At 54.1% G+C, this 17878-nt stretch carries 18 protein-coding genes; 14 read left to right on the forward strand and 4 right to left on the reverse strand.

What is annotated here, in order from left to right; all coding sequences use genetic code 11:
• Positions 1 to 52 precede the first annotated feature (52 nt).
• The gene (guaA, locus tag OCV64_RS11630) at positions 53 to 1342 is read right to left on the reverse strand and encodes a glutamine-hydrolyzing GMP synthase (protein ID WP_262670110.1); all 1290 of its coding nucleotides are present in this window, start codon (positions 1340 to 1342) and stop codon (positions 53 to 55) included.
• Positions 1343 to 1558: 216 nt separating this feature from the next.
• Here guaA and OCV64_RS11635 point away from each other — a divergent pair, with 216 nt between their 5' ends.
• The 14 genes from OCV64_RS11635 to OCV64_RS11700 all read left to right on the forward strand — a co-directional run bounded on the left by OCV64_RS11635 (position 1559) and on the right by OCV64_RS11700 (position 13673).
• Positions 1559 to 2188 (forward strand): ECF transporter S component, encoded by a 630-nt coding sequence (locus OCV64_RS11635; protein ID WP_262670111.1) that lies wholly within the window; start codon positions 1559 to 1561, stop codon positions 2186 to 2188.
• Between the two features lie 13 nt (positions 2189 to 2201).
• Positions 2202 to 3164: a P1 family peptidase gene (locus OCV64_RS11640; protein ID WP_262670112.1), complete on the forward strand. Its 963-nt coding sequence runs from the start codon at positions 2202 to 2204 to the stop codon at positions 3162 to 3164.
• A gap of 468 nt (positions 3165 to 3632) precedes the next feature.
• Positions 3633 to 4760, forward strand: coding sequence for a sugar diacid recognition domain-containing protein (locus OCV64_RS11645; protein ID WP_262670113.1), 1128 nt, complete (start codon positions 3633 to 3635; stop codon positions 4758 to 4760).
• 215 nt (positions 4761 to 4975) lie between these two features.
• Positions 4976 to 6040 (forward strand): TRAP transporter substrate-binding protein, encoded by a 1065-nt coding sequence (locus tag OCV64_RS11650; protein WP_262670115.1) that lies wholly within the window; start codon positions 4976 to 4978, stop codon positions 6038 to 6040.
• Between the two features lie 87 nt (positions 6041 to 6127).
• On the forward strand, positions 6128 to 6622 hold the full coding sequence (locus tag OCV64_RS11655) for a TRAP transporter small permease (protein ID WP_262670117.1): 495 nt from the start codon (positions 6128 to 6130) through the stop codon (positions 6620 to 6622).
• A 3-nt stretch (positions 6623 to 6625) separates the two neighbouring features.
• Positions 6626 to 6847: a hypothetical protein gene (locus tag OCV64_RS11660; RefSeq protein WP_262670118.1), complete on the forward strand. Its 222-nt coding sequence runs from the start codon at positions 6626 to 6628 to the stop codon at positions 6845 to 6847.
• Entirely contained in the window at positions 6844 to 7656 is an 813-nt protein-coding gene (locus OCV64_RS11665) for a TRAP transporter large permease (RefSeq protein ID WP_262670120.1), read from the forward strand. The genes OCV64_RS11660 and OCV64_RS11665 overlap by 4 nt, the downstream gene beginning before the upstream one ends.
• A 41-nt stretch (positions 7657 to 7697) precedes the next feature.
• Positions 7698 to 7922 (forward strand): TRAP transporter large permease subunit, encoded by a 225-nt coding sequence (locus OCV64_RS11670; RefSeq protein WP_262670151.1) that lies wholly within the window; start codon positions 7698 to 7700, stop codon positions 7920 to 7922.
• A gap of 71 nt (positions 7923 to 7993) precedes the next feature.
• Positions 7994 to 8641 (forward strand): class II aldolase/adducin family protein, encoded by a 648-nt coding sequence (locus OCV64_RS11675; RefSeq protein ID WP_147571364.1) that lies wholly within the window; start codon positions 7994 to 7996, stop codon positions 8639 to 8641.
• Between the two features lie 33 nt (positions 8642 to 8674).
• The gene (locus OCV64_RS11680) at positions 8675 to 9727 is read left to right on the forward strand and encodes an alcohol dehydrogenase catalytic domain-containing protein (protein ID WP_262670122.1); all 1053 of its coding nucleotides are present in this window, start codon (positions 8675 to 8677) and stop codon (positions 9725 to 9727) included.
• A gap of 25 nt (positions 9728 to 9752) precedes the next feature.
• Complete coding sequence (locus tag OCV64_RS11685; protein ID WP_262670123.1) at positions 9753 to 9917, forward strand: hypothetical protein; 165 nt, start codon at positions 9753 to 9755, stop codon at positions 9915 to 9917.
• A 27-nt stretch (positions 9918 to 9944) separates the two neighbouring features.
• Entirely contained in the window at positions 9945 to 10727 is a 783-nt protein-coding gene (locus tag OCV64_RS11690) for an NAD(P)-dependent oxidoreductase (protein ID WP_262670124.1), read from the forward strand.
• Positions 10714 to 12210 carry a xylulokinase gene (locus tag OCV64_RS11695; protein WP_262670125.1) on the forward strand — a complete coding sequence of 499 codons (1497 nt, stop codon included), beginning with the start codon at positions 10714 to 10716 and terminating at the stop codon, positions 12208 to 12210. The genes OCV64_RS11690 and OCV64_RS11695 overlap by 14 nt, the downstream gene beginning before the upstream one ends.
• Complete coding sequence (locus OCV64_RS11700; RefSeq protein WP_262670126.1) at positions 12207 to 13673, forward strand: xylulokinase; 1467 nt, start codon at positions 12207 to 12209, stop codon at positions 13671 to 13673. Before OCV64_RS11695 ends, OCV64_RS11700 begins: the two co-directional genes overlap by 4 nt.
• Positions 13674 to 14626: 953 nt before the next feature.
• Here the strand turns inward: OCV64_RS11700 and OCV64_RS11705 are convergent.
• From OCV64_RS11705 to OCV64_RS11715, 3 genes are all read right to left on the reverse strand, one after another.
• A complete protein-coding gene (locus tag OCV64_RS11705; RefSeq protein WP_262670127.1) occupies positions 14627 to 14755 on the reverse strand; it encodes a hypothetical protein in 129 nt (42 codons plus the stop codon).
• A gap of 610 nt (positions 14756 to 15365) precedes the next feature.
• Positions 15366 to 16562: a M20 metallopeptidase family protein gene (locus OCV64_RS11710; RefSeq protein ID WP_147571370.1), complete on the reverse strand. Its 1197-nt coding sequence runs from the start codon at positions 16560 to 16562 to the stop codon at positions 15366 to 15368.
• Positions 16555 to 17838, reverse strand: coding sequence for an L-cysteine desulfidase family protein (locus OCV64_RS11715; protein ID WP_262670128.1), 1284 nt, complete (start codon positions 17836 to 17838; stop codon positions 16555 to 16557). The genes OCV64_RS11710 and OCV64_RS11715 overlap by 8 nt, the downstream gene beginning before the upstream one ends.
• Positions 17839 to 17878: the final 40 nt, after the last annotated feature.

Below are 17878 nucleotides of genomic sequence, written 5' to 3' on the forward strand. Positions count from 1 at the left end.
GACAGAAAATTGCCTATCCGTTGTGCCGCAACGGGTTCGTAGTTTCAAAAACTCATTCCCACTCTATGGTGCCAGTAGGCTTTGGTGTCAGGTCAAACAGCACTCGATTGACTCCCTTTACCTCGCTGGTAATGCGGGCTGTGATATGCTGGAGCAAGTCGAAGGGCACATTCTCCACTGTGGCGGTCATGGCGTCCACGGTATTGACAGCCCGGATAATGACGCACCACTCGTCGGCCCGCTTGTTCTCCCGGATGCCCACGCTCTTCAGGTCGGGAATGGCGGTAAAGTACTGCCATACCTTCCCCTCCAAGCCGTTTTTGGCGAACTCCTCCCGAAGAATGGCATCCGACTCCCGGACAGCCTCCAGGCGATCTCGAGTAATCGCGCCCAGGCAGCGCACTCCCAGGCCAGGACCGGGGAAGGGCTGGCGGTACACCATGGAATCGGGTAGGCCCAGAGCCTTACCACAGGCCCGCACCTCATCCTTGAACAGCATCTTTAGCGGCTCTACCAGCGCAAAGTTCAGATCCTCCGGCAGACCGCCCACGTTGTGGTGGCTCTTGACCGCCTTGACGGTTTTGGTTCCGCTCTCGATGATATCAGGGTAGATGGTCCCCTGACCCAGGAATTGGATACCCTCCAATTTTCGGGCCTCCTCCTCAAAGACGCGGATGAACTCCGCTCCAATGATCTTACGCTTCTGTTCCGGATCAGCTACCCCGGCCAGCTTGTCCAGGAAGCGGTCCACCGCGTCCACGTAGACCAGATTGGCGCCCAGTTCCTCACGGAAGACCTTGACCACCTGTTCGGGCTCCCCCTTACGCAGCAGGCCGTGGTTCACATGCACACAGGTGAGCTGTTTGCCGATGGCCTTAATGAGCAGAGCGGCCACCACAGAGGAGTCCACTCCTCCGGACAGGGCCAGCAGCACCTTTTTATCGCCCACCTGCTGGCGGATGAGCTCCACCTGGTCTGCAATAAAGTTCTCCATATTCCAGTTGGCTTCTGCCCCACAGATGGTAAAAATAAAGTTGGACAGAGCCTGCTTGCGTTCCTCTGCATTCTCCGGCCAAGGGGAATCTCCCTTGTGGTCCACCAGCAGCGCAGGGATATCGCAGTTGTAGATGTCCTGGGACACGTCAATCTCCAGACCATCCACCACCCGGTTGGGGCCCCCGTTCAGGATGATACCCTTGACATTGGGCAGGGCTCTCAGCTCGGCCAGCGTGATGTCGTGGGGGTGTATCTCACTGTACACGCCAAGGGCACGGATTTCACGGGCCAGTCTAGGATTTTCCTCACTGCCCAGATCCAGAATGACGATCATATCCTGTTTCATTGGCAAATGCCTCCTTATTTTTCTCTCTCAAATATCCTATCATGCCGCGTCCCTTCCCGCAAGAGTAAATCGTAAAAAGGTCCCTCGCCCCTTGCAAAAGAGTACAAAGTAGGGTATACTGCCCTTGGCATTCCAGTGTTCTTCTTGATATGAAGAACGCCCAAAAAATTGCGCTGCATCCGCAATATGGCGGAGCGGCAGCAGGAGGAACTGAATATGGAAAAGGCAAAAACCAATCTCACGTACCTGATCGAATTGGCCCTGCTCGTCGGGATCCTGCTGATGATGAACATTACAGGACTGGCGATGATCCCTCTACCTGGACAGTACGCGTCGATCATGACTGTACCAGTGGCTGTGGGCGCGATGATGCTTGGGCCTTTAGCTGGGGGAGTTCTGGGCGGTGTGATGGGCTGTATCAGCTTCTATACCGCCATCAAAACTGGGTTCAGCACCCTGTTCCTTGCGGGCTACACCGGCGGTATAGTGGTAGTTCTCAGCTTCGTCAATACTGTTATTCCTCGCATCCTGATGGGTATCTGCGTGGGCTGGGTATACCGGGCCGCCAGCAGACTGGACCGGGGAAACACGATTTCCTATTACATCGGCGGCATTGCGGCGGCGTTGCTGAACACCCTTTTCTACATGACGGTGCTGGTCCTGATCTTTTTGAACGCCCCCACCCTCCAAGATCTTCTGGGCGAGGAGCTGATGGCTAAGTTCCAGGATAACATCCTGTTATTTGTGGCCGCTTATGTGGGTGTCCAGGCCCTAATCGAAGCCGCGCTGGGCTGCGTCATCAGCGGATCTGTCTGTAAGGCCCTGCGCGTCGTGCTGAAACAGTGAAGGGGGAGAGGTCATGCAAGAGATTGGGATTATGGATGTGGGCGGCTTTCAGGTCGGTCACGCCCAAGATTTGGAGGGAGCCACTGGATGCACTGTCATCCTCTGTGACCGGATGAGCCCCGCCGGACTGGATGTCCGGGGCGGCGGACCGGCATCCCGCGAGTCCCAAATATTGAATCCTGTGGCTGCCGCCGAGGGGATCAACGCGGTACTGCTGTCCGGTGGCAGCGCCTTTGGTCTGGATGCCGCCGGCGGAGTCCAGCGGTATCTGGAGGAGCGAGGCATCGGCTTTGACACAGGGGTGGCCAAAGTCCCCCTGGTAAGTCAGTCTTGCCTGTTTGACCTGGGTGTTGGCAGCAAGGAGGTGCGGCCCACTGCGGACATGGCCTATCAGGCCTGTGAGAACGCCAGCCGATCCGCCCCCGCCCTTGGGAATGTGGGCGCCGGCACCGGCTGCTCCATTGGAAAGTACCGTGGAATAGACAGGGCGATGAAATCAGGTTTCGGCACCTTTGCCCTTCAGGCCGGCCCTGTTAAGGTGGGCGCCCTGGTGGCGGTGAATGCGCTGGGTGATGTGTATAGCCCCGACGGAAAAGTGGTCGCCGGGCTGCTTGATAAGAAGAAATCAGGGCTGTCCTGCACCTTGGATGAGCTGTTTTCCGATGCTTCTCCAACCGGGAATCTGTTTACTGGCAATACTACATTAGGCGTCATCGTCACCAACGCACAATTTTCCAAAACCCCTCTGACCAAGATTGCCGGTATGGCCCACAACGGCTATGCCAGGGCCATTCGCCCGGTTCACACCACCGCTGACGGAGACAGCATCTATGCTCTCTCCGTGGGCTCTGTTCCGGGTGACATCAATCTGGTGGGTGCCCTGGCCGCTCAGGCCATGGAGATGGCGATCCTTCGAGCTGTCCAGACGGCGAAATCCGCCTATGGACTGATTGGTTTGCCTGACCTTTCCCACTGACCATGGGGCCTCCCTTCTGTATTTCCACCAGGGAAATGGCTCTTTTAGGAGAGGATTGCCGCTATTCCCAGAGATATAAGTTTTTTGAGAGTAAGTAAGCACGGCTGAAGTCTGTCGAGTGGAAAGCGCAGCAGGAACAGGACAAAGCGAAAAAGGACTAACGTACAAGGCGGGGACATCTATAACGATGTCCCCGCCCTGATTATGTCAGTTATCAATCAAAATATATTATCATCATCAAAATCTTCTATAATTTTTTCAAACGCGACAATGTAAGATATATTAAGCAACAAGTAAAAGCACTCCCCCGTCTGCGGAAAAGCTTGCGCCATGGTTGACTGAGTCGTCACAGACCATGAAACTTTTACCAGCCCTTCACGGTTTGACAAAGCGGCTTTGACAGCTTATATTTATGATGTCGAGCGGAATCCGCCATTTTACTGTGTACAGAAAAAACGAGGGTTTGATATGATAAGCCGGAAAGTAGCAGAACAGCTTGTGGCAAAGTTGCGTGAGGGCACCAATCTGTTTGTGGATGTCATAGACCAAAAGGGCGTGATTCAGGCCAGTCTAAACCACAAATGCGTGGGTTCCTTTCATAAAATAGCCTACGATCTGATCAAGGGCAATCGGGATTTTGTCAACGTGGAAAAAAGTCTGGATACCCTTGGAATACCACAGGGTGTCATTTTTGTCGTAAAAGAAAACGGTGCGCGGGTGGGTGCCGTGGGTGTTTCCGGTCCCCCCGACAGCATACACTCCGTCGCTGAAGTAGTAAAGCTCACGCTGGAGACAATGCTGGCGTACGAGTCCCAGTACGAAAGCTTTCAAAAGTACAACAACAGCCGGGACATTTTTTGCCAGGCGCTCATGTATGGTGAACACATCTCCAAGGAGGTGCTGATCTCCCGGGCAGAGAAGCTGGGCATACAGGCCGACTGTCTGCAGATTTCTATTTTTATTGTTACGGAGCCCAAAAGTGATTTTACCCAACTCGTCCAGCGCAGTGCATCCAACCCCCTGGCCAGTGAGCAGGATATCGTGGCCATCAGCCGTAGCAACCGAATTGCGGTCTTTAAACACTTGGAGCGTGACAAGGGCCTTTTGGCTAATTACCGCTATATGGTGGAGGAATACTTAAAGTGGTGGCGCAGGGAGCTGATGGATATGGGGGTCCGGGTGCAGTTCAACATTGGGACCATTCAGGACAAGCTGATCCGTTACCGGGAGGCCTACCAGCACGCGGTATGGCTGGTGACATCCGCAAAGTGTCGGGAGGAGCTGAATTGGTTTTATGATTTCACGGACCAATATCTGCGCAGCCTTGTCCCCAACGAGGTACACCGCAGCGTATTCCAGACCTACGCAGAGCTGATCGACGCCAATACGCTGGAGTATTTCCCCGATCTGATCGGCACTCTGGAGTCGTGTAATTATAACTTTATTCAAGCTAGTCAGAAGCTGTTTATCCACAAAAACACAACCGCCTTCCGGTTGGATAAAATTAAAACATCTCTCAATATAAATCCTGTAAAAAATCCAAAAGATCGTGATTTTGTTAACAATCTTCTCTACTATCTCCAACAGTGCCAGTAATACCGCATTGTTTAATTGCCCAAATTTATTCTTTTAAAACTGGTTATAATAGAAAGAATACCCAAAACCTTGTGCTACTGGCACAAGGTTTTGGGTATTCTTTTGAGCTACCGGACATAGGAGTGCCCGACTGTTCCATGCTATGATTAATTAAGATACGCAGAAGTTCAATTCTGGAAGATGCATCACAAGGAAAAAGAAAAGGAGTAAAAAAGATGAAAAGAATGACCGCACTTGTATTGGCACTGTCCCTGGCACTGTCTTTGACGGCCTGCAGCCCCAAGGAGCCCTCAGGCTCCGACTCAAAATCCGAGCAGCCCGGCTCAGCTTCCAGCGCCTCTACCTCCAACCCCGGTACTGCCAGCGAGTTTGACCAGGACGTGGAAATCAATATCGCCCTGCATACGGCTGACGGAATTCACGACGAGGCTGTCAAGCTGTTCAAGACCAAGATTGAAGAGGCCAGCGGCAGCGCAATTACCGTCAATGTCTTTGAGAACAGCACCTTGGGCACCGAAGCGGAAAATGTGACCCAGCTGAGCACCGGTGAAATTGAATGCGCCATTTTGTCCACCCTGTACTCTGGCAATATCCTTGCCGAGTGGGATGCCACCGCCATTCCCTTCCTGTTCAAAAGCATGGAGGATGTAGAGGCGTACTGGTATAAATACTGGGATGAGATGCAGGAGCTGTCCATCTCCACCTCCAACATCCGCATGATTGATCTGCTGACACGAGGTAGCCGCTGTCTGTCCGCCGACTATGAGATTTCCGAGCCCTCCCAGCTAAATGGCTTCAAGCTGCGTCTGCCCGAGACCACCTCCTGGCTCACAGTATGGAAATCCCTGGGCGCTAACTGCACCGCGATCAACTGGAACGAGACCTACACCGCCCTGCAAAACGGCGTTGTGGACGGCCAGGAGAATCCAGCGGCTACCGCTTACACCGCCAACATCCAGGAAGTCAACTCCTATATGATGAAGACAAACCATGTATACCAGTATTTCTATTGGTGCTTCAACGAAGACTTCTGGCAGAGCCTGCCTCAGAGCTACCGGGACCTTATCCAGTCAACGGCCGATGAGTGCTCTGATTACTGTGCTGAAATTGCGGAGGAAAAAACCGCCTACTATGAGCAGGAGCTGGCCGCCGGCGGGATGACAATCGTGGACGTGGACTTTGACGCTTGGCAGCAGGCCGCCATCCCCGGCATCCAGCTTGCGGCCGAGCCGCTGAATGACACCGCCAAGGATTACGTCTACTCCCTGCTGGAAGGCTGATTGCGATAATTGGGGGTCCCTGTCTGCCGATGTCTCTCACGGTATGCGGGCAGGGGCCCTCTTCCGGACATGAATGAGGATAAAATTATGTTAGACAAGCTATCCAAACAGTTGATTAAGCCCATTAGACTGGGCGTCTTTTTAGTTATGCTGATCATGGTGGCTCTGGTGGTAACCCAGATCTTCTGTCGGTTTGTTATCAACATCAGTGTGCCCTGGACCGAGGAGATGGCCCGGCTTTGCTTTGTGTGGATTATTTTTTTGGGTTCTGCCATCGTGGAGTGTGAGGGCGGCCAAGTATCCACCACCATTTTTATCCAGCGGATGAGAAATACTCCCCGGTTTATACTGCTCACAGTCATCCATGCAGTCGAAATTCTGTTTAACCTGTGCCTGTTCGTCGGCTGCATTCAGTCCTGGAACACAGTGAAAATGATGACCTTTTCCACTGTGCCCATCTGGAATTACCAGCTTTTGTACATTCCTCTCATCCTTGCGGCCCCCGTAATGATCTTTTATCTTGTCGTCCAGAACATTGAGTTCTATCATACGATGTTTCCCAAGAAAGGAGTTGCCGGCTGAGCTATGGCGTTAAAACTTTTTGTCTTTGTCGTGCTGTTGATCCTGCTGTTCTGCCTGGGGTTCGGCGTGCCCTACGCCATCGGTACGGTATGCATGGTCGTGCTGGTAATGAACAACGGCTTCGCCGACTTCCCCTTCCACACCTTGGCTCAAAAGGTGGTCAATTCGGGAAACAGCTTTGTGCTCATGGCTATCCCCTTTTCCTGCTGGCTGGAAAGCTCATGAACACCGGCGGGATCACCAACCGCATCTTTCGCTTCTGCAACACCGTCATCGGCTGGATTCCCGGCGGGCTGGGCCATGCCAATGTACTGGCCAGCGTGGTATTCGCTGGCATGAGCGGCTCCGCCGTGGCGGACGCAGCCGGGCTTGGCAGCATTGAGATCAAGGCCATGGAGGACGCCGGGTTTGACAAAGGCTTTTCCGCCGCTGTTACCGCCGCCTCCTCTACCATCGGACCCATCATCCCGCCCAGCATTCCCCTTATCGTTTACGCCTGCGTGGCCAGCAACGTGTCTGTATCCAATCTGCTGATTGCTGGAATTGTACCGGGTATTTTGATGGCCATCGGACTGAGCATAGCCGTCTACATCATCTCCGTACGGCGACACTATCCAAAGATGCCTTTCCCCACGTTGCGTCAGATCTGGGATGATTTTCGCAAGGCGGTGCTCTCTCTGTTAACTCCAGTCATCCTGATTGGCGGGATGCTCTCCGGCGTGTTTACCGCCACCGAGGCCGCCGTTGTATCTGCTGTCTACGCCTTTATTCTGACGGTGTTCATCTACCGGGAGGTGAAGCTTTCCCAGCTATGGGGCATCATCATAGAGACGGCCCGGGAGTCAGCCGGTATCCTGTTTATCGTCTGTATCTCAAATATGTACGGCTATCTGCTTACCCGGGCCCAAATCCCCGCTCTGCTGGTCAAAGCGGTGTCCGGCTTTACCACCAGCCCCGTAGTAGTCTTGTTGATCTTAAACGTGATTTTTCTTATCATTGGCTGCTTCATGGATGCAAACGCGGCCATTTTATAATCCTGACCCCGGCCATCTGGCCTCTGATTACGGCAGTTGGCATCGATCCCACCCACCTGGGCCTCGTGATGGTGCTGAACTTAATGATTGGCCTGCTGACGCCTCCTGTTGGCATGTGCCTGTTCACTGTATCCAGGGTTGCCAACCTGCCGTTGGAGCAGATGATTAAATCGGTGCTGCCCTTCTATATCCCGCTGCTGGCCTGCCTACTGCTCGTGACCCTGTTCCCGTCCTTGGTGTTGTTCGTACCTGGACTGCTGGCGTAATCATCCCAAACGGCCCGTTCTGACGCCCATACCCGCATCAGCGGTCCGGTATTGATAAAGGAGCGTTTATTATGAGTGAACAAGTATTGTATCAAGAAGAACATCTGGCCCGTCTCTCCCTGGTCCAATGGGGCAAAGAGCTCTATGATCAGGGCCTGGTCAAAGGGAGCGGGGGGAATCTGTCCATCCGGCTTTCAGACGGTACAGTGCTGCTTACCCCCACCGGATTTTTCTTGGGCCATATGACGCCGGAGTGTATCAGCCGGTGTGACATGCAGGGCAACCTGCTCAGCGGCAACAAGCCTACCAAGGAAGTCCCGCTCCATTTGGCAGTCTACCGAACCCGGCCTAATGTGCACGCCGTGTGCCACACTCACTCCGTCTACGCAGTGGCCTATGCCAGCACCGTGGAGCCGGGCACCGTAATGCCTATCTGCACCCCCAGTGTGGCAGCCAAAGTGGGCCTGGTGGAGGTCAAGGGCTATGCCCACCCTGGCTCAGAGCAGCTGGGCCGCTTTGTGGAGGAGGGGCTCCAGCGCTCCAACGCCGTCCTGCTAGCCAACCATGGCGTGGTTGCGGTTGGAAAGGATATGGAGGCGGCTGTGTCTATGGCCAATGAGGTAGAGAACAACGCCATTCTGCTCGCCCTAGGCGCAGGCAGGCTGCATATCCTCTCGGAGGAGAACGTAGCGCATCTGCTGAAGAAAATCGCCCTATAATTGAAACACGTTTATTTAAAAGGAGGCAGCGGCATGGAGGCGAACTTTATGAAGGCCCTGGTTTTTCAAGGTCCTAAGCAATTTGAGGTGAAGGAGGTCCCCATCCCCCAATGTGGTGCAGACGAGATGCTTGTCAGAGTCCGCTTTGCCGGCGTATGCGGCACGGACAACCGAATCTATCAGGGAACGAAGGTAATTGCCGCGCCGCGGATCACCGGGCACGAGTTTTCCGGAACCATTAAGCGGCTGGGCAGCCATGTGAAGGGCTATCAGCTGGGGCAGCGTGTCAGCGTATATCCCATGCTTTACTGTGGCCACTGCTACTGCTGTCGGGAGGGCAGAACAAATATCTGCGTCAACCGCACCACCATCGGCTATGAGATCGATGGCGGCTTTGCTCAGTATGTCAAAATCCCCAAGCGGGCCATTGAGTGCGGAAATGTGGTGCCCATCCCGGACAACGTCTCGGACGAAATCGCCGCCATCTCGGAGCCCATCGCCGCCTCCTATCATGGGATGCAGCAGGCCGGTCTGCGGGATGGAGAGACGTTTGTCATCATCGGCGCAGGTCCTATAGGCCTGTTTCACACCCAGTTGTCCAGGAGTGTGAATCTGGCCCGCCGGATCGTCATTGAACCTATTCCGGAAAAGCGCAAAATGGCGCTGGAGATGGGGGCGGACTTTGTTATCCACCCTGCCGTCCAAGACGCCAAGGCAGTCATCTTTGAACAGACTGGTGGGCAGGGTGCCGACGCCGTCATCGTGGATGTAGGAGTAACCAGCGCCTTGGAGCAGTCCCTGGATTACGTCAAGAAGGGGGGGCGGGTGGTCATCTTTGCCGGTATGCCCGTAGGCAGCAAGATCACCATCGACCCTAACACCATCCACTACAAGGAGATCATACTCACCGGGTCTTCCTCCTCCTCTGCCATCAATCAGGCCGAGGTGTTCCGGCTGCTATCCTCCGGTAAGGTGAGCACCGACGGGATGATCTCCGGCTGCTTCCCCCTAGAGGAGTGGCGCACCGCATTTGAAATGAAGGCCAACTATGTCGGCGTAAAAACTATAATGGATCCCTGGGCCTAAGCCGGGGAAAAGGAGAGTATAATCTGTGAAAGCATTCGTTTCTGCACAGCTGACTCAGGAGGGGCTGGATCAGCTCGCCCAGTACGCCCAAATCAAACTGGGGGGATGGGGGCATACCGGAAAAAAGCTGACACCGGAGGAACTGGTGAAGGCCGCCTCCGACTGCGAGATCATGGTCATATGCTACTAGGAAATCAACGATTATGTCCTGGATCATATGCCCAACCTGAAGCTGATCGCCTGCTCCCGCGGGGGCGTGGAGAACATCGACCGGCAGGCCGTCCGGCGCCACAGCGTCTGGGTCACCAGCGCTCCGGGCCGGAACGCCAACGCGGTGGCGGAGCTGGCGGTTGGCCTGATGATCTCCGCTTTGCGTCATATCCCCAAGACCCATCACTACATTATGTCCCAGCAGTGGGACAGGGTCCCCTGGGACATCGCCGGCAACACGTCCTTCAAAACCTTCGACGGATACGAGCTGTGCGGCAAAACCATAGGTCTGGTGGGTTATGGGGCCATCGCCCGCCGGGTGGCTAAGCTTTTGTCCGGCTTCGACGTGAAGCTCATTGCTTATGACCCCTTCCTCACTCAGTGGCCAGAGGGCGTGACCAGTGTCGACTGGGAGAAGCTGTTCTCCACCGCCGATGTGGTCAGTCTGCACTGTAAGCTGTCCGATACCACACGGGGGATGGTAAACCGGGCCGCCCTGCAGCACATGAAACCTACCAGTATTTTCATCAATACAGCCCGGGGCGCCCTGGTGGACGAGGATGCCTTGTATGAGGCTCTCGCCGGCGGCCAAATTGCCTGCGCCGCCCTGGACGCCCAGGTCCATGAGCCTATGTTCCACGACTCTAAATTCCTGACCCTGGACAACATCATTCTGACCCCCCACATCGGTGGGGCCTCACGGGATATTATTGCCCAGCAGACCCGCATCGTGATGGAGGACGTAACCGCCTACTTTGAAACGGGGAAACCGATCCATGTCATCCAATGAGCCGACCTTCCTGGGCATCGACGTCGGGACAAGCAGCGTAAAGGCCGGCTTCGTCTCTTCCGACGGCCGAGGTCTGCTGCAGACCTCGGCCGAGTACCCCACCTTCTACGGCCAGGACGGAGAGGTGGAGCAGAATGCCTTCGACTGGTGGAACGCGGCCACTCGGGCGGTGCAGACGCTGGTCAAGCAGGCGCCTCATCTCGCCCGGGCGGTACAAGCCGTCTCTGTGAGCTGTCAGGCCCCCACCCTGTTTGGAGTGGACCGCCACGGGCGTCCAGTGGGGCGAGGCCTGATCTGGATGGACCGTCAAGCGGAACCGGTGTGCCGCAGGGTGCTACGGGAGCATGCGGAATATGTCCATCATTACTCCTGCAATCGGATCGACCCCTACTATATGCTCTCCAAACTGGTGTGGCAGAAGCAGTATCATCCCCAGGATTACACCCGGACGGACAGCTACCTTTCGATCAACGGCTGGCTCGTTTATCAGCTGACGGGAAGCCGGCTGATGGATGTAACCAACGCCAACCTGACGCAGCTTTTGAACGTCTACACCCTTAACTGGGATCGCGGCATCTTTAACCGTCTGGATCTCAATCTAGATAAGATGCCGCCGGTCGTCTCCTGCGGCACAGCGGCGGGCATCATACGCCCCGAGCTCGCCCGGCTGTGGGGGCTTCCGCCCCAGACCGTAGTAGCCTCCGGCTGTGTGGACGGGTCGGCCGCCCCGCTTGGGTTGGGCCTGTCCGCTGAGGGGGATGTCTTTGAGATGTCCGGCACCTCCTCTGGCATCGGCGTGATTCTCTCCAACCCCCGGTTTTGCCCCAACCTGTCTCTTATGAAGCACGTACGGGAGGACAAGTGGTTCTTAAAGGGGAGCACCTCCTGCTCAGGAGGTGCCCTGAAGTGGTACCGGGATCAGGTGGACCAGCTGGCGGACCCGGATTGCTTTCAAACCTACAGCCTTCTGGCTCAGGAATCCCCACCGGGTGCGGGCGGCGTACTGTTTCTGCCTTATCTCAACGGCGAACGTGCCCCCCTGTGGGACAGCCGCCTGTGGGGCGTGTGTCTGGGTTTTTCCAGCGCCACCAGGAAGAAAGACCTGCTGCGCGCCATTCTGGAGGGGACCGCCTACGCCCTGCGCACAATTTTGGAGGAGTTTCCAGCGAATCAAAAGCAGTCTGACGTTATTCTGGGAACCGGCGGAGGTTACAGCAGCGCACTCTGGTCTCAAATCAAGGCGGATGTTCTGGGACGGACCATCTGTGCCAGAAAAACCACCTTCGACGCAGCCGTGCTGGGCTCCGCTTATATAGCCATGGAGGCCGTCGGGGTCCCGGTACCGAAACCTCCCAGGGACACGGAGGAGGTTCTTTATCACCCGGACTCGGCGCTGAGCTCTGTTTACGGACGGAACTACCGGCAATTCCAAAAGGCGTATCAGGCCACCCGTGTACTGTTTCATGAGGAGGACGAACCATGATACTTTTAGCGGGCGTTGACGTGGGCTCCACCGGGCTGAAGGTTGCCCTCTATGTCCCTGATGGCCGCCGAGTGGGCTACGCCTATCGTGAATATGCCATCGACTATGGACCAAACGGGCAGGCCACTCTGAACCCTATGATTTGGTGGCAGAGTCTACAAAGCTGTTTTAAGGAGCTGTCCGCCCAGTTTGAGTTGAAACAGGTTGCCTGTCTGGGTATCAGCAGCGCCAATGCCATGGTTCTCACTGATGAACACTTTTCCGCCGTATTTCCGGCCATTATGCAGCTTGACAAGCGCGGGGCGGAGATGGTCGCCCAGGTAGGGCGGGAACTGGGTGACGACTGGCTGTTCTCCAGAACGGGCAACCGAAACGCCCCTGGCTATCAGTGGGGGCCAACGCTGAAATGGCTCCAGACGTACGAGGGTGAACGCCTAGCACAGGCCAAGCGCCTGTGTAATCCCACCAGTTACCTAGCGGCGCGTCTTACCGGAAAATATACCATGGACATAACTCGTGCGGCCACCACGCTATTGTATTGTCCAGAGACCGGGGTCTGGGATGGTGAGCTCTGGCGGTACTTCGGCCTGCTTGAAGTAGAGCAGCCTGCCCTGCTTCCCCCCCACGCTCTGCTGGGGCATACCCTCGATGGCTGCGGCCTGCCCCAGGGTATCCCTGTGGCAACAGGCGGAATCGACACTATTTGCGCCATGCTAGGACTCTCTGGCGGGACTCCGGGCGATGTCCTCATCATGGGAAGCGTGGGGCGGTTCGCCGCCGCAGTGTCCCAATGGGACTGCCGCTTTTTAAACACGCTCTCCTGGGACGGACACCAAAAAATAAGCATGACTCCGGTCAACAATGCGGGCACCGCTTTGAAATGGGTCCGCAGCCTCCTTCTTTCCGGCAGGGACATCCAGGACGTCAGCTACGACCAGCTCAACCGCTTGGCGGAACAGGTACCTCCCGGCAGCGAGGGGCTGCGTTTTTTCCCGTTCCTCAACGGAGCTAGCTGCCCCCACTGGAGTGAGGCTGTGCGGGGCACCTTTCTGGGGCTGGAGGCCTACCACACGCCGGGCCACCTGATCCGGGCCGTGATGGAGGGGGTCGCCCTGTCCCTGGGAGAAAATCAGGCTTTACTCGCTCAATGCGGCGGTCTGTGTGAAGACCCTGTGTATCTGGGCGGCGGCGGGGCAAAAAGTCTCGTTTGGAGTCAAATTCTCTGTGACGTGCTGGGGCGGGAGCTGCTACTTCCAGAGCAGGTGGAAACAGAGACTATCGGCAGCGCCCTCCTGGGAGGCATGGCCTGTGGCCTTCTCCGCCGGGAAGATGCCGCTCAATGGAATCAGGTGCGTAGCCGCTTGACCCCTGACTCCTCCCGCAAGGTGGAATACGCCGGCCTCCAGGCCCGTTTTTCTGCCGATTATGCGCTTTTGGAACGGCTCTACAAAGGCGGCGGCTGATCCGTCCCTTCCTTGCGCAGCCGGTATCCGCCCGGGACACATCGATGCCGGGGCATTTTTCTGTAGAGTCTCTCATAAAATACCCCACAGCCGAGGCTGTGGGGTATTTTGTGTCTCTCTGTGCCCTGCGCGTACGTCGCATCCTCTATGCGGCGGTGGGCGGAAAACCGCCTGTACAGGTCCAGGACAGCGTTGTCCATGATATAGGGCGTACCAAAATCGGCCGACGTTCCTGCTACCCAAGTCCAAGGCCAACTTCTCCGTCAGGGAAAAGGGCCGGTCCGCCCCCGCCATCAAAATGTCCAGGCTGTCCAGCTGGCACACCCCCGGCATCGCTCCCCCTGCTCCCGGGGGAAGGGGATCCCTAGCTGGCGGACCAGTTCCTGCTAAGTGCGGAAATGATGGAGGATATCCGTGCCCACAAGCACCCCGTCCAGGCTAAACAAAATTACTTAGATCATCAGTATACGCTCTTTCGAATCGAGCCTCTGCTAAAAAATTTCGCAACGCCCGGAGGCACGAATCAGATAAAGTCCATATGCTCCGTCGCTACGGGCTTGGCAGTCTCGTCGCCCTAGCCGGCAGGTATCCTGGGTATCCCCAGAGGGGGACGCCCACCACCCGATTGAAGGTGGCGGAGAAGTGGGTGATGTTCCGGCAACTCACCAGCTCGGCCACCTCGTACACTTTGACGTACACGTCACGCAGCAACTACTTGACCATGAGGATACAACAACGTGTCAGGTAACTTAAAACGGTGTAGTCCCTCTTCTTTTTAAACGTGTGGCTCAGATACCTCAGGGGAACGAACTCGTCCGGGGAGATACAAAAGCGCAGGATGCCCACCAGGTCCGTGGACGTGAGGGCACCTGGTTGGTTTTGCTGATTCACTTCATAGTGTCCAGAGTGCTACACAAGAAGTAGGAGTTGAGCTAGGCCTGGAGCATCCGAATCTAGGCCTGGTTCAGCTCCTGTTGATTTTCGATCATCGCCTGTTGGTCTCCTTCAGGGTGACCGCCATACTGTTGAAGTGCCAGGCCAGCTCCCCCCAGTTCGTCGTCCCAAACCCGACAGACGTACACAGACCGATTGTCCTGCACCACCTTCCCAATGTGCTGGCGCTCCCGCTCGATAGGCCAAACATCCGTCTGCTGAGCCGCAGACTCATGAGCACGGAGATGACCATGCGGCACCGGCGCCAGCCCAACGGTCAGCCCGGGCCGTGAGCAGTACACTCCCCGCCAGTAAGGAGTGGCTAGTAAATAAGTTTTTTAAGATTGGTCAGCAGCGTTTGTGAATATGCGACACGTTCCTAACTGAAAAGGTTAGGCGTTAAGCTGAAATCTAATAAAGAATAGGAAGGAGCTTTACAGATAAATCAGTTTCATAGAACTGATATTCCGACAAGTGGAATGACGGGGTAACGCCCGGAAACGCCTATTCTAAGACCACGTCGGGCATGGCGCAAGCGCAAAGACACATTAGTAGAGAAGTAGGCGGAAGTCCACCCTAACGGTCCACATCGAGGAAAGTGTCTCAGCGGTGGGGGTACGGATGATACGCTGGAGGTCTATAAAATCCCGATGGTGAAAATGCACGGTGGAATGCACTCAGGAAGCCATGAATGTACGGGTCAAGATGAACGAGTTGCAGAAATGCGGCTGCCTCTGTAATGGAAAAAGACAATTTTACTCATAACGAAAGGAAATCAACCGCGAATTGCGCCAGAGCAGAAACTCCATATGGCAACGTCTCAGAAGGAAATATATTTTCAGCCACATGCAGTCCGAGTGATGTATTAGGCTTGCTCTCTATAGCTGTTCCAAGCAGAAATTGTGCCCCATGATTGTTACAGGCATTCAACAGACAGGAAAAGTCGTCGGAGCCCATTGATGGTTTTAAATTTTTATTTATTTTTTTTGCTCCCAACACACGCTTTACGGATGACTCCAACTGTTCGCAAATCTTGGGTTCATTGATTAAAGGTGGCATCCCTTTCTCTATAGCTACTGTACACTGTCCACCCATTGCCACACAAAAGTCTCGACTTAGTTGACAGATACGATTTAGATGAGCGTGACGGACAGAATCATCAAAGGTCCGAAGCGTGCCACACAATGTGACCGTATTTGGAATGATATTTGGAGCTGTTCCTCCACTAATCGTACCAAAAGTTAGAACTGAGGGATCTGTTGCACAATTATTACGGCTAATCACAGTCTGCAGTTGCATTAACAGTCCTGCGCTCATCACAATAGGATCCACACAATCCTCTGGATGTGCTCCATGTCCCCCTGTCCCACTCACTGTTATTGTAATAGTATCACAGCTTGCATTACAGATACCTGGTAAAATCCCTATCGTTCCAAGAGGAAGCGCTGGTGCGCAGTGAAAGCCAATAATACCATCCGGAATTGGGGAAAAGATTCCTTTTTTCAACATGCTCTGTGCGCCATCGCAAGTTTCTTCAGCACATTGAAAAATAAGAAGGACTTCGCCATGCAATTGGTGCCGCTGTTGCGCAAGGTACTGCGCGCAGCCTAACAGCGCCGTAGTATGGATATCATGACCGCAGGCATGACTAATTCCAGTAGCTTGGGAGGAAAATGACAATCCTGTAGCTTCTTGAATTGGCAGCGCATCGATATCCTCCCGTATAGCCAACAACTTTCCGGGATGGTCCCCGCTTATTTTTGCTGCCACACCTGTCGACAGGCCCAGGTCTAAAATCGGAATATCATAAGATCTCAACATTTCACAAATAAAAGATGTGGTTTGTTGTTCCTGATGCCCCAATTCTGGATGCCGGTGCAAGTACTCTCTTACCGAACATAACTCTGGATAAGCAGCAACCGCCCAATCCATGACTCCAGTGCAGGTATTACTCATAATCAGCCTCCACCATCATACGAATGATTACTCGGTCAGTTTCCTTCATGCCAACTCGGCCAAGACGACTGATATTGTCAATGGTATTTTCTACTCCTTTAGCAACTAGCCCTTCACCGTTATAAAATTGCTGTCCCTGTTGGTACATTTCAAAACCTAAAATGCCCGCCTCTACTGCCGTTGCAATTTTTGCCGCACAGGAAGCTTTTGCTCCATCGCATACCATTCCAGACGCAATAGCCAACGCATTAACGATTGTGTGCACTATACAATCATAGGTACCTCCATGCAGATAGGCAATTCCCGCTCCCGCTCCCGCCCCTGCGCTGACAGCACCGCAGTATGCCGACAAGCGGCCAATCCCAGCCTTTTCATGCAATGTAACTAAATTAGCTAACAGGAGAGCACGATAAAGCTTCTCCTTACCCACACCCAAGTTCTCCGCATATTCAATAACAGGCAGTGAAACAGCAAGCCCTTGGTTCCCACTGCCCGAATTGATTACAACGGGCAGCTCGCATCCATTCATTCTGGCATCTGAGCCAGCAGCCGCCCTGGCTTTTGCCCGAGTTCGTACATCATTTCCATGAGCTTTCAGCAATACTTTTCCAATATTGGCACCATAGTTTCTCTGCAATCCCTCTTGGGAGATATTGGTATTCATTTGAATTTGCCGTTCCAACACTTCCTGTACATCGTTTAGATCACAAATCTCTACAAATTTATATATATCTTTGATGTTTAATACTGTTAGATTAGATTCATGTGCTTCTTCAGAAACAATAGGTGCAGAAAACAGAACTGTTCCGTTTTTCTCTTTCAGCACAATGTTTGTGTGAGTCTGTGCAATACGAACTTTTGCCCATTCCTTTTTATAAAAGGCAGTTACAATAATATCCAGTACCAGATTGGAAGCAGCTGGTGAAACGGTAATCTTAGTGTTGTCAAGATATCCCGTTTTTTTCAAAATGTTTTCCTCGCCAATATTAGAGATAACCTCCAACCCTGCGTTTTCGTCGCCTGCTAGTGCACCAATAGCCGCAGCTGTTTCGATTCCTTTCAGGCCTCCAGTATTGGGGACCACTACACTTTTCACATTTTTTATAATATTGCCGCTGGCCTCTACATGAATTCTATCCGGTACATGCCCCAATACCGAGCGTGCAACGGCTGAACAGTACGCAATGGCAATTGGCTCCGTGCATCCTAGAGAAGGAACCAATTCACGGGTTAGTATCTCTACATATTCTTGATAAATTGCATCTTGCCTATCCACATCAACCCCTCCTTCAATTTGATTCTTTCGATATCATACA

The organism is Muriventricola aceti (assembly GCF_025567565.1).
Taxonomy (GTDB): Bacteria; Bacillota; Clostridia; order Oscillospirales; family Oscillospiraceae; genus Lawsonibacter; species Lawsonibacter aceti.

What these genes read in the sequence shown, in the direction of transcription:
- guaA (WP_262670110.1), bottom strand. Translation starts at nt 1,342, where the DNA reads ATGAAACAGGATATGATCGTCATTCTGGATCTGGGCAGTGAGGAAAAT.
- OCV64_RS11635 (WP_262670111.1), top strand. Translation starts at nt 1,559, where the DNA reads ATGGAAAAGGCAAAAACCAATCTCACGTACCTGATCGAATTGGCCCTG.
- OCV64_RS11640 (WP_262670112.1), top strand. Translation starts at nt 2,202, where the DNA reads ATGCAAGAGATTGGGATTATGGATGTGGGCGGCTTTCAGGTCGGTCAC.
- OCV64_RS11645 (WP_262670113.1), top strand. Translation starts at nt 3,633, where the DNA reads ATGATAAGCCGGAAAGTAGCAGAACAGCTTGTGGCAAAGTTGCGTGAG.
- OCV64_RS11650 (WP_262670115.1), top strand. Translation starts at nt 4,976, where the DNA reads ATGAAAAGAATGACCGCACTTGTATTGGCACTGTCCCTGGCACTGTCT.
- OCV64_RS11655 (WP_262670117.1), top strand. Translation starts at nt 6,128, where the DNA reads ATGTTAGACAAGCTATCCAAACAGTTGATTAAGCCCATTAGACTGGGC.
- OCV64_RS11660 (WP_262670118.1), top strand. Translation starts at nt 6,626, where the DNA reads ATGGCGTTAAAACTTTTTGTCTTTGTCGTGCTGTTGATCCTGCTGTTC.
- OCV64_RS11665 (WP_262670120.1), top strand. Translation starts at nt 6,844, where the DNA reads ATGAACACCGGCGGGATCACCAACCGCATCTTTCGCTTCTGCAACACC.
- OCV64_RS11675 (WP_147571364.1), top strand. Translation starts at nt 7,994, where the DNA reads ATGAGTGAACAAGTATTGTATCAAGAAGAACATCTGGCCCGTCTCTCC.
- OCV64_RS11680 (WP_262670122.1), top strand. Translation starts at nt 8,675, where the DNA reads ATGGAGGCGAACTTTATGAAGGCCCTGGTTTTTCAAGGTCCTAAGCAA.
- OCV64_RS11690 (WP_262670124.1), top strand. Translation starts at nt 9,945, where the DNA reads ATGCCCAACCTGAAGCTGATCGCCTGCTCCCGCGGGGGCGTGGAGAAC.
- OCV64_RS11695 (WP_262670125.1), top strand. Translation starts at nt 10,714, where the DNA reads ATGTCATCCAATGAGCCGACCTTCCTGGGCATCGACGTCGGGACAAGC.
- OCV64_RS11700 (WP_262670126.1), top strand. Translation starts at nt 12,207, where the DNA reads ATGATACTTTTAGCGGGCGTTGACGTGGGCTCCACCGGGCTGAAGGTT.
- OCV64_RS11710 (WP_147571370.1), bottom strand. Translation starts at nt 16,562, where the DNA reads ATGAGTAATACCTGCACTGGAGTCATGGATTGGGCGGTTGCTGCTTAT.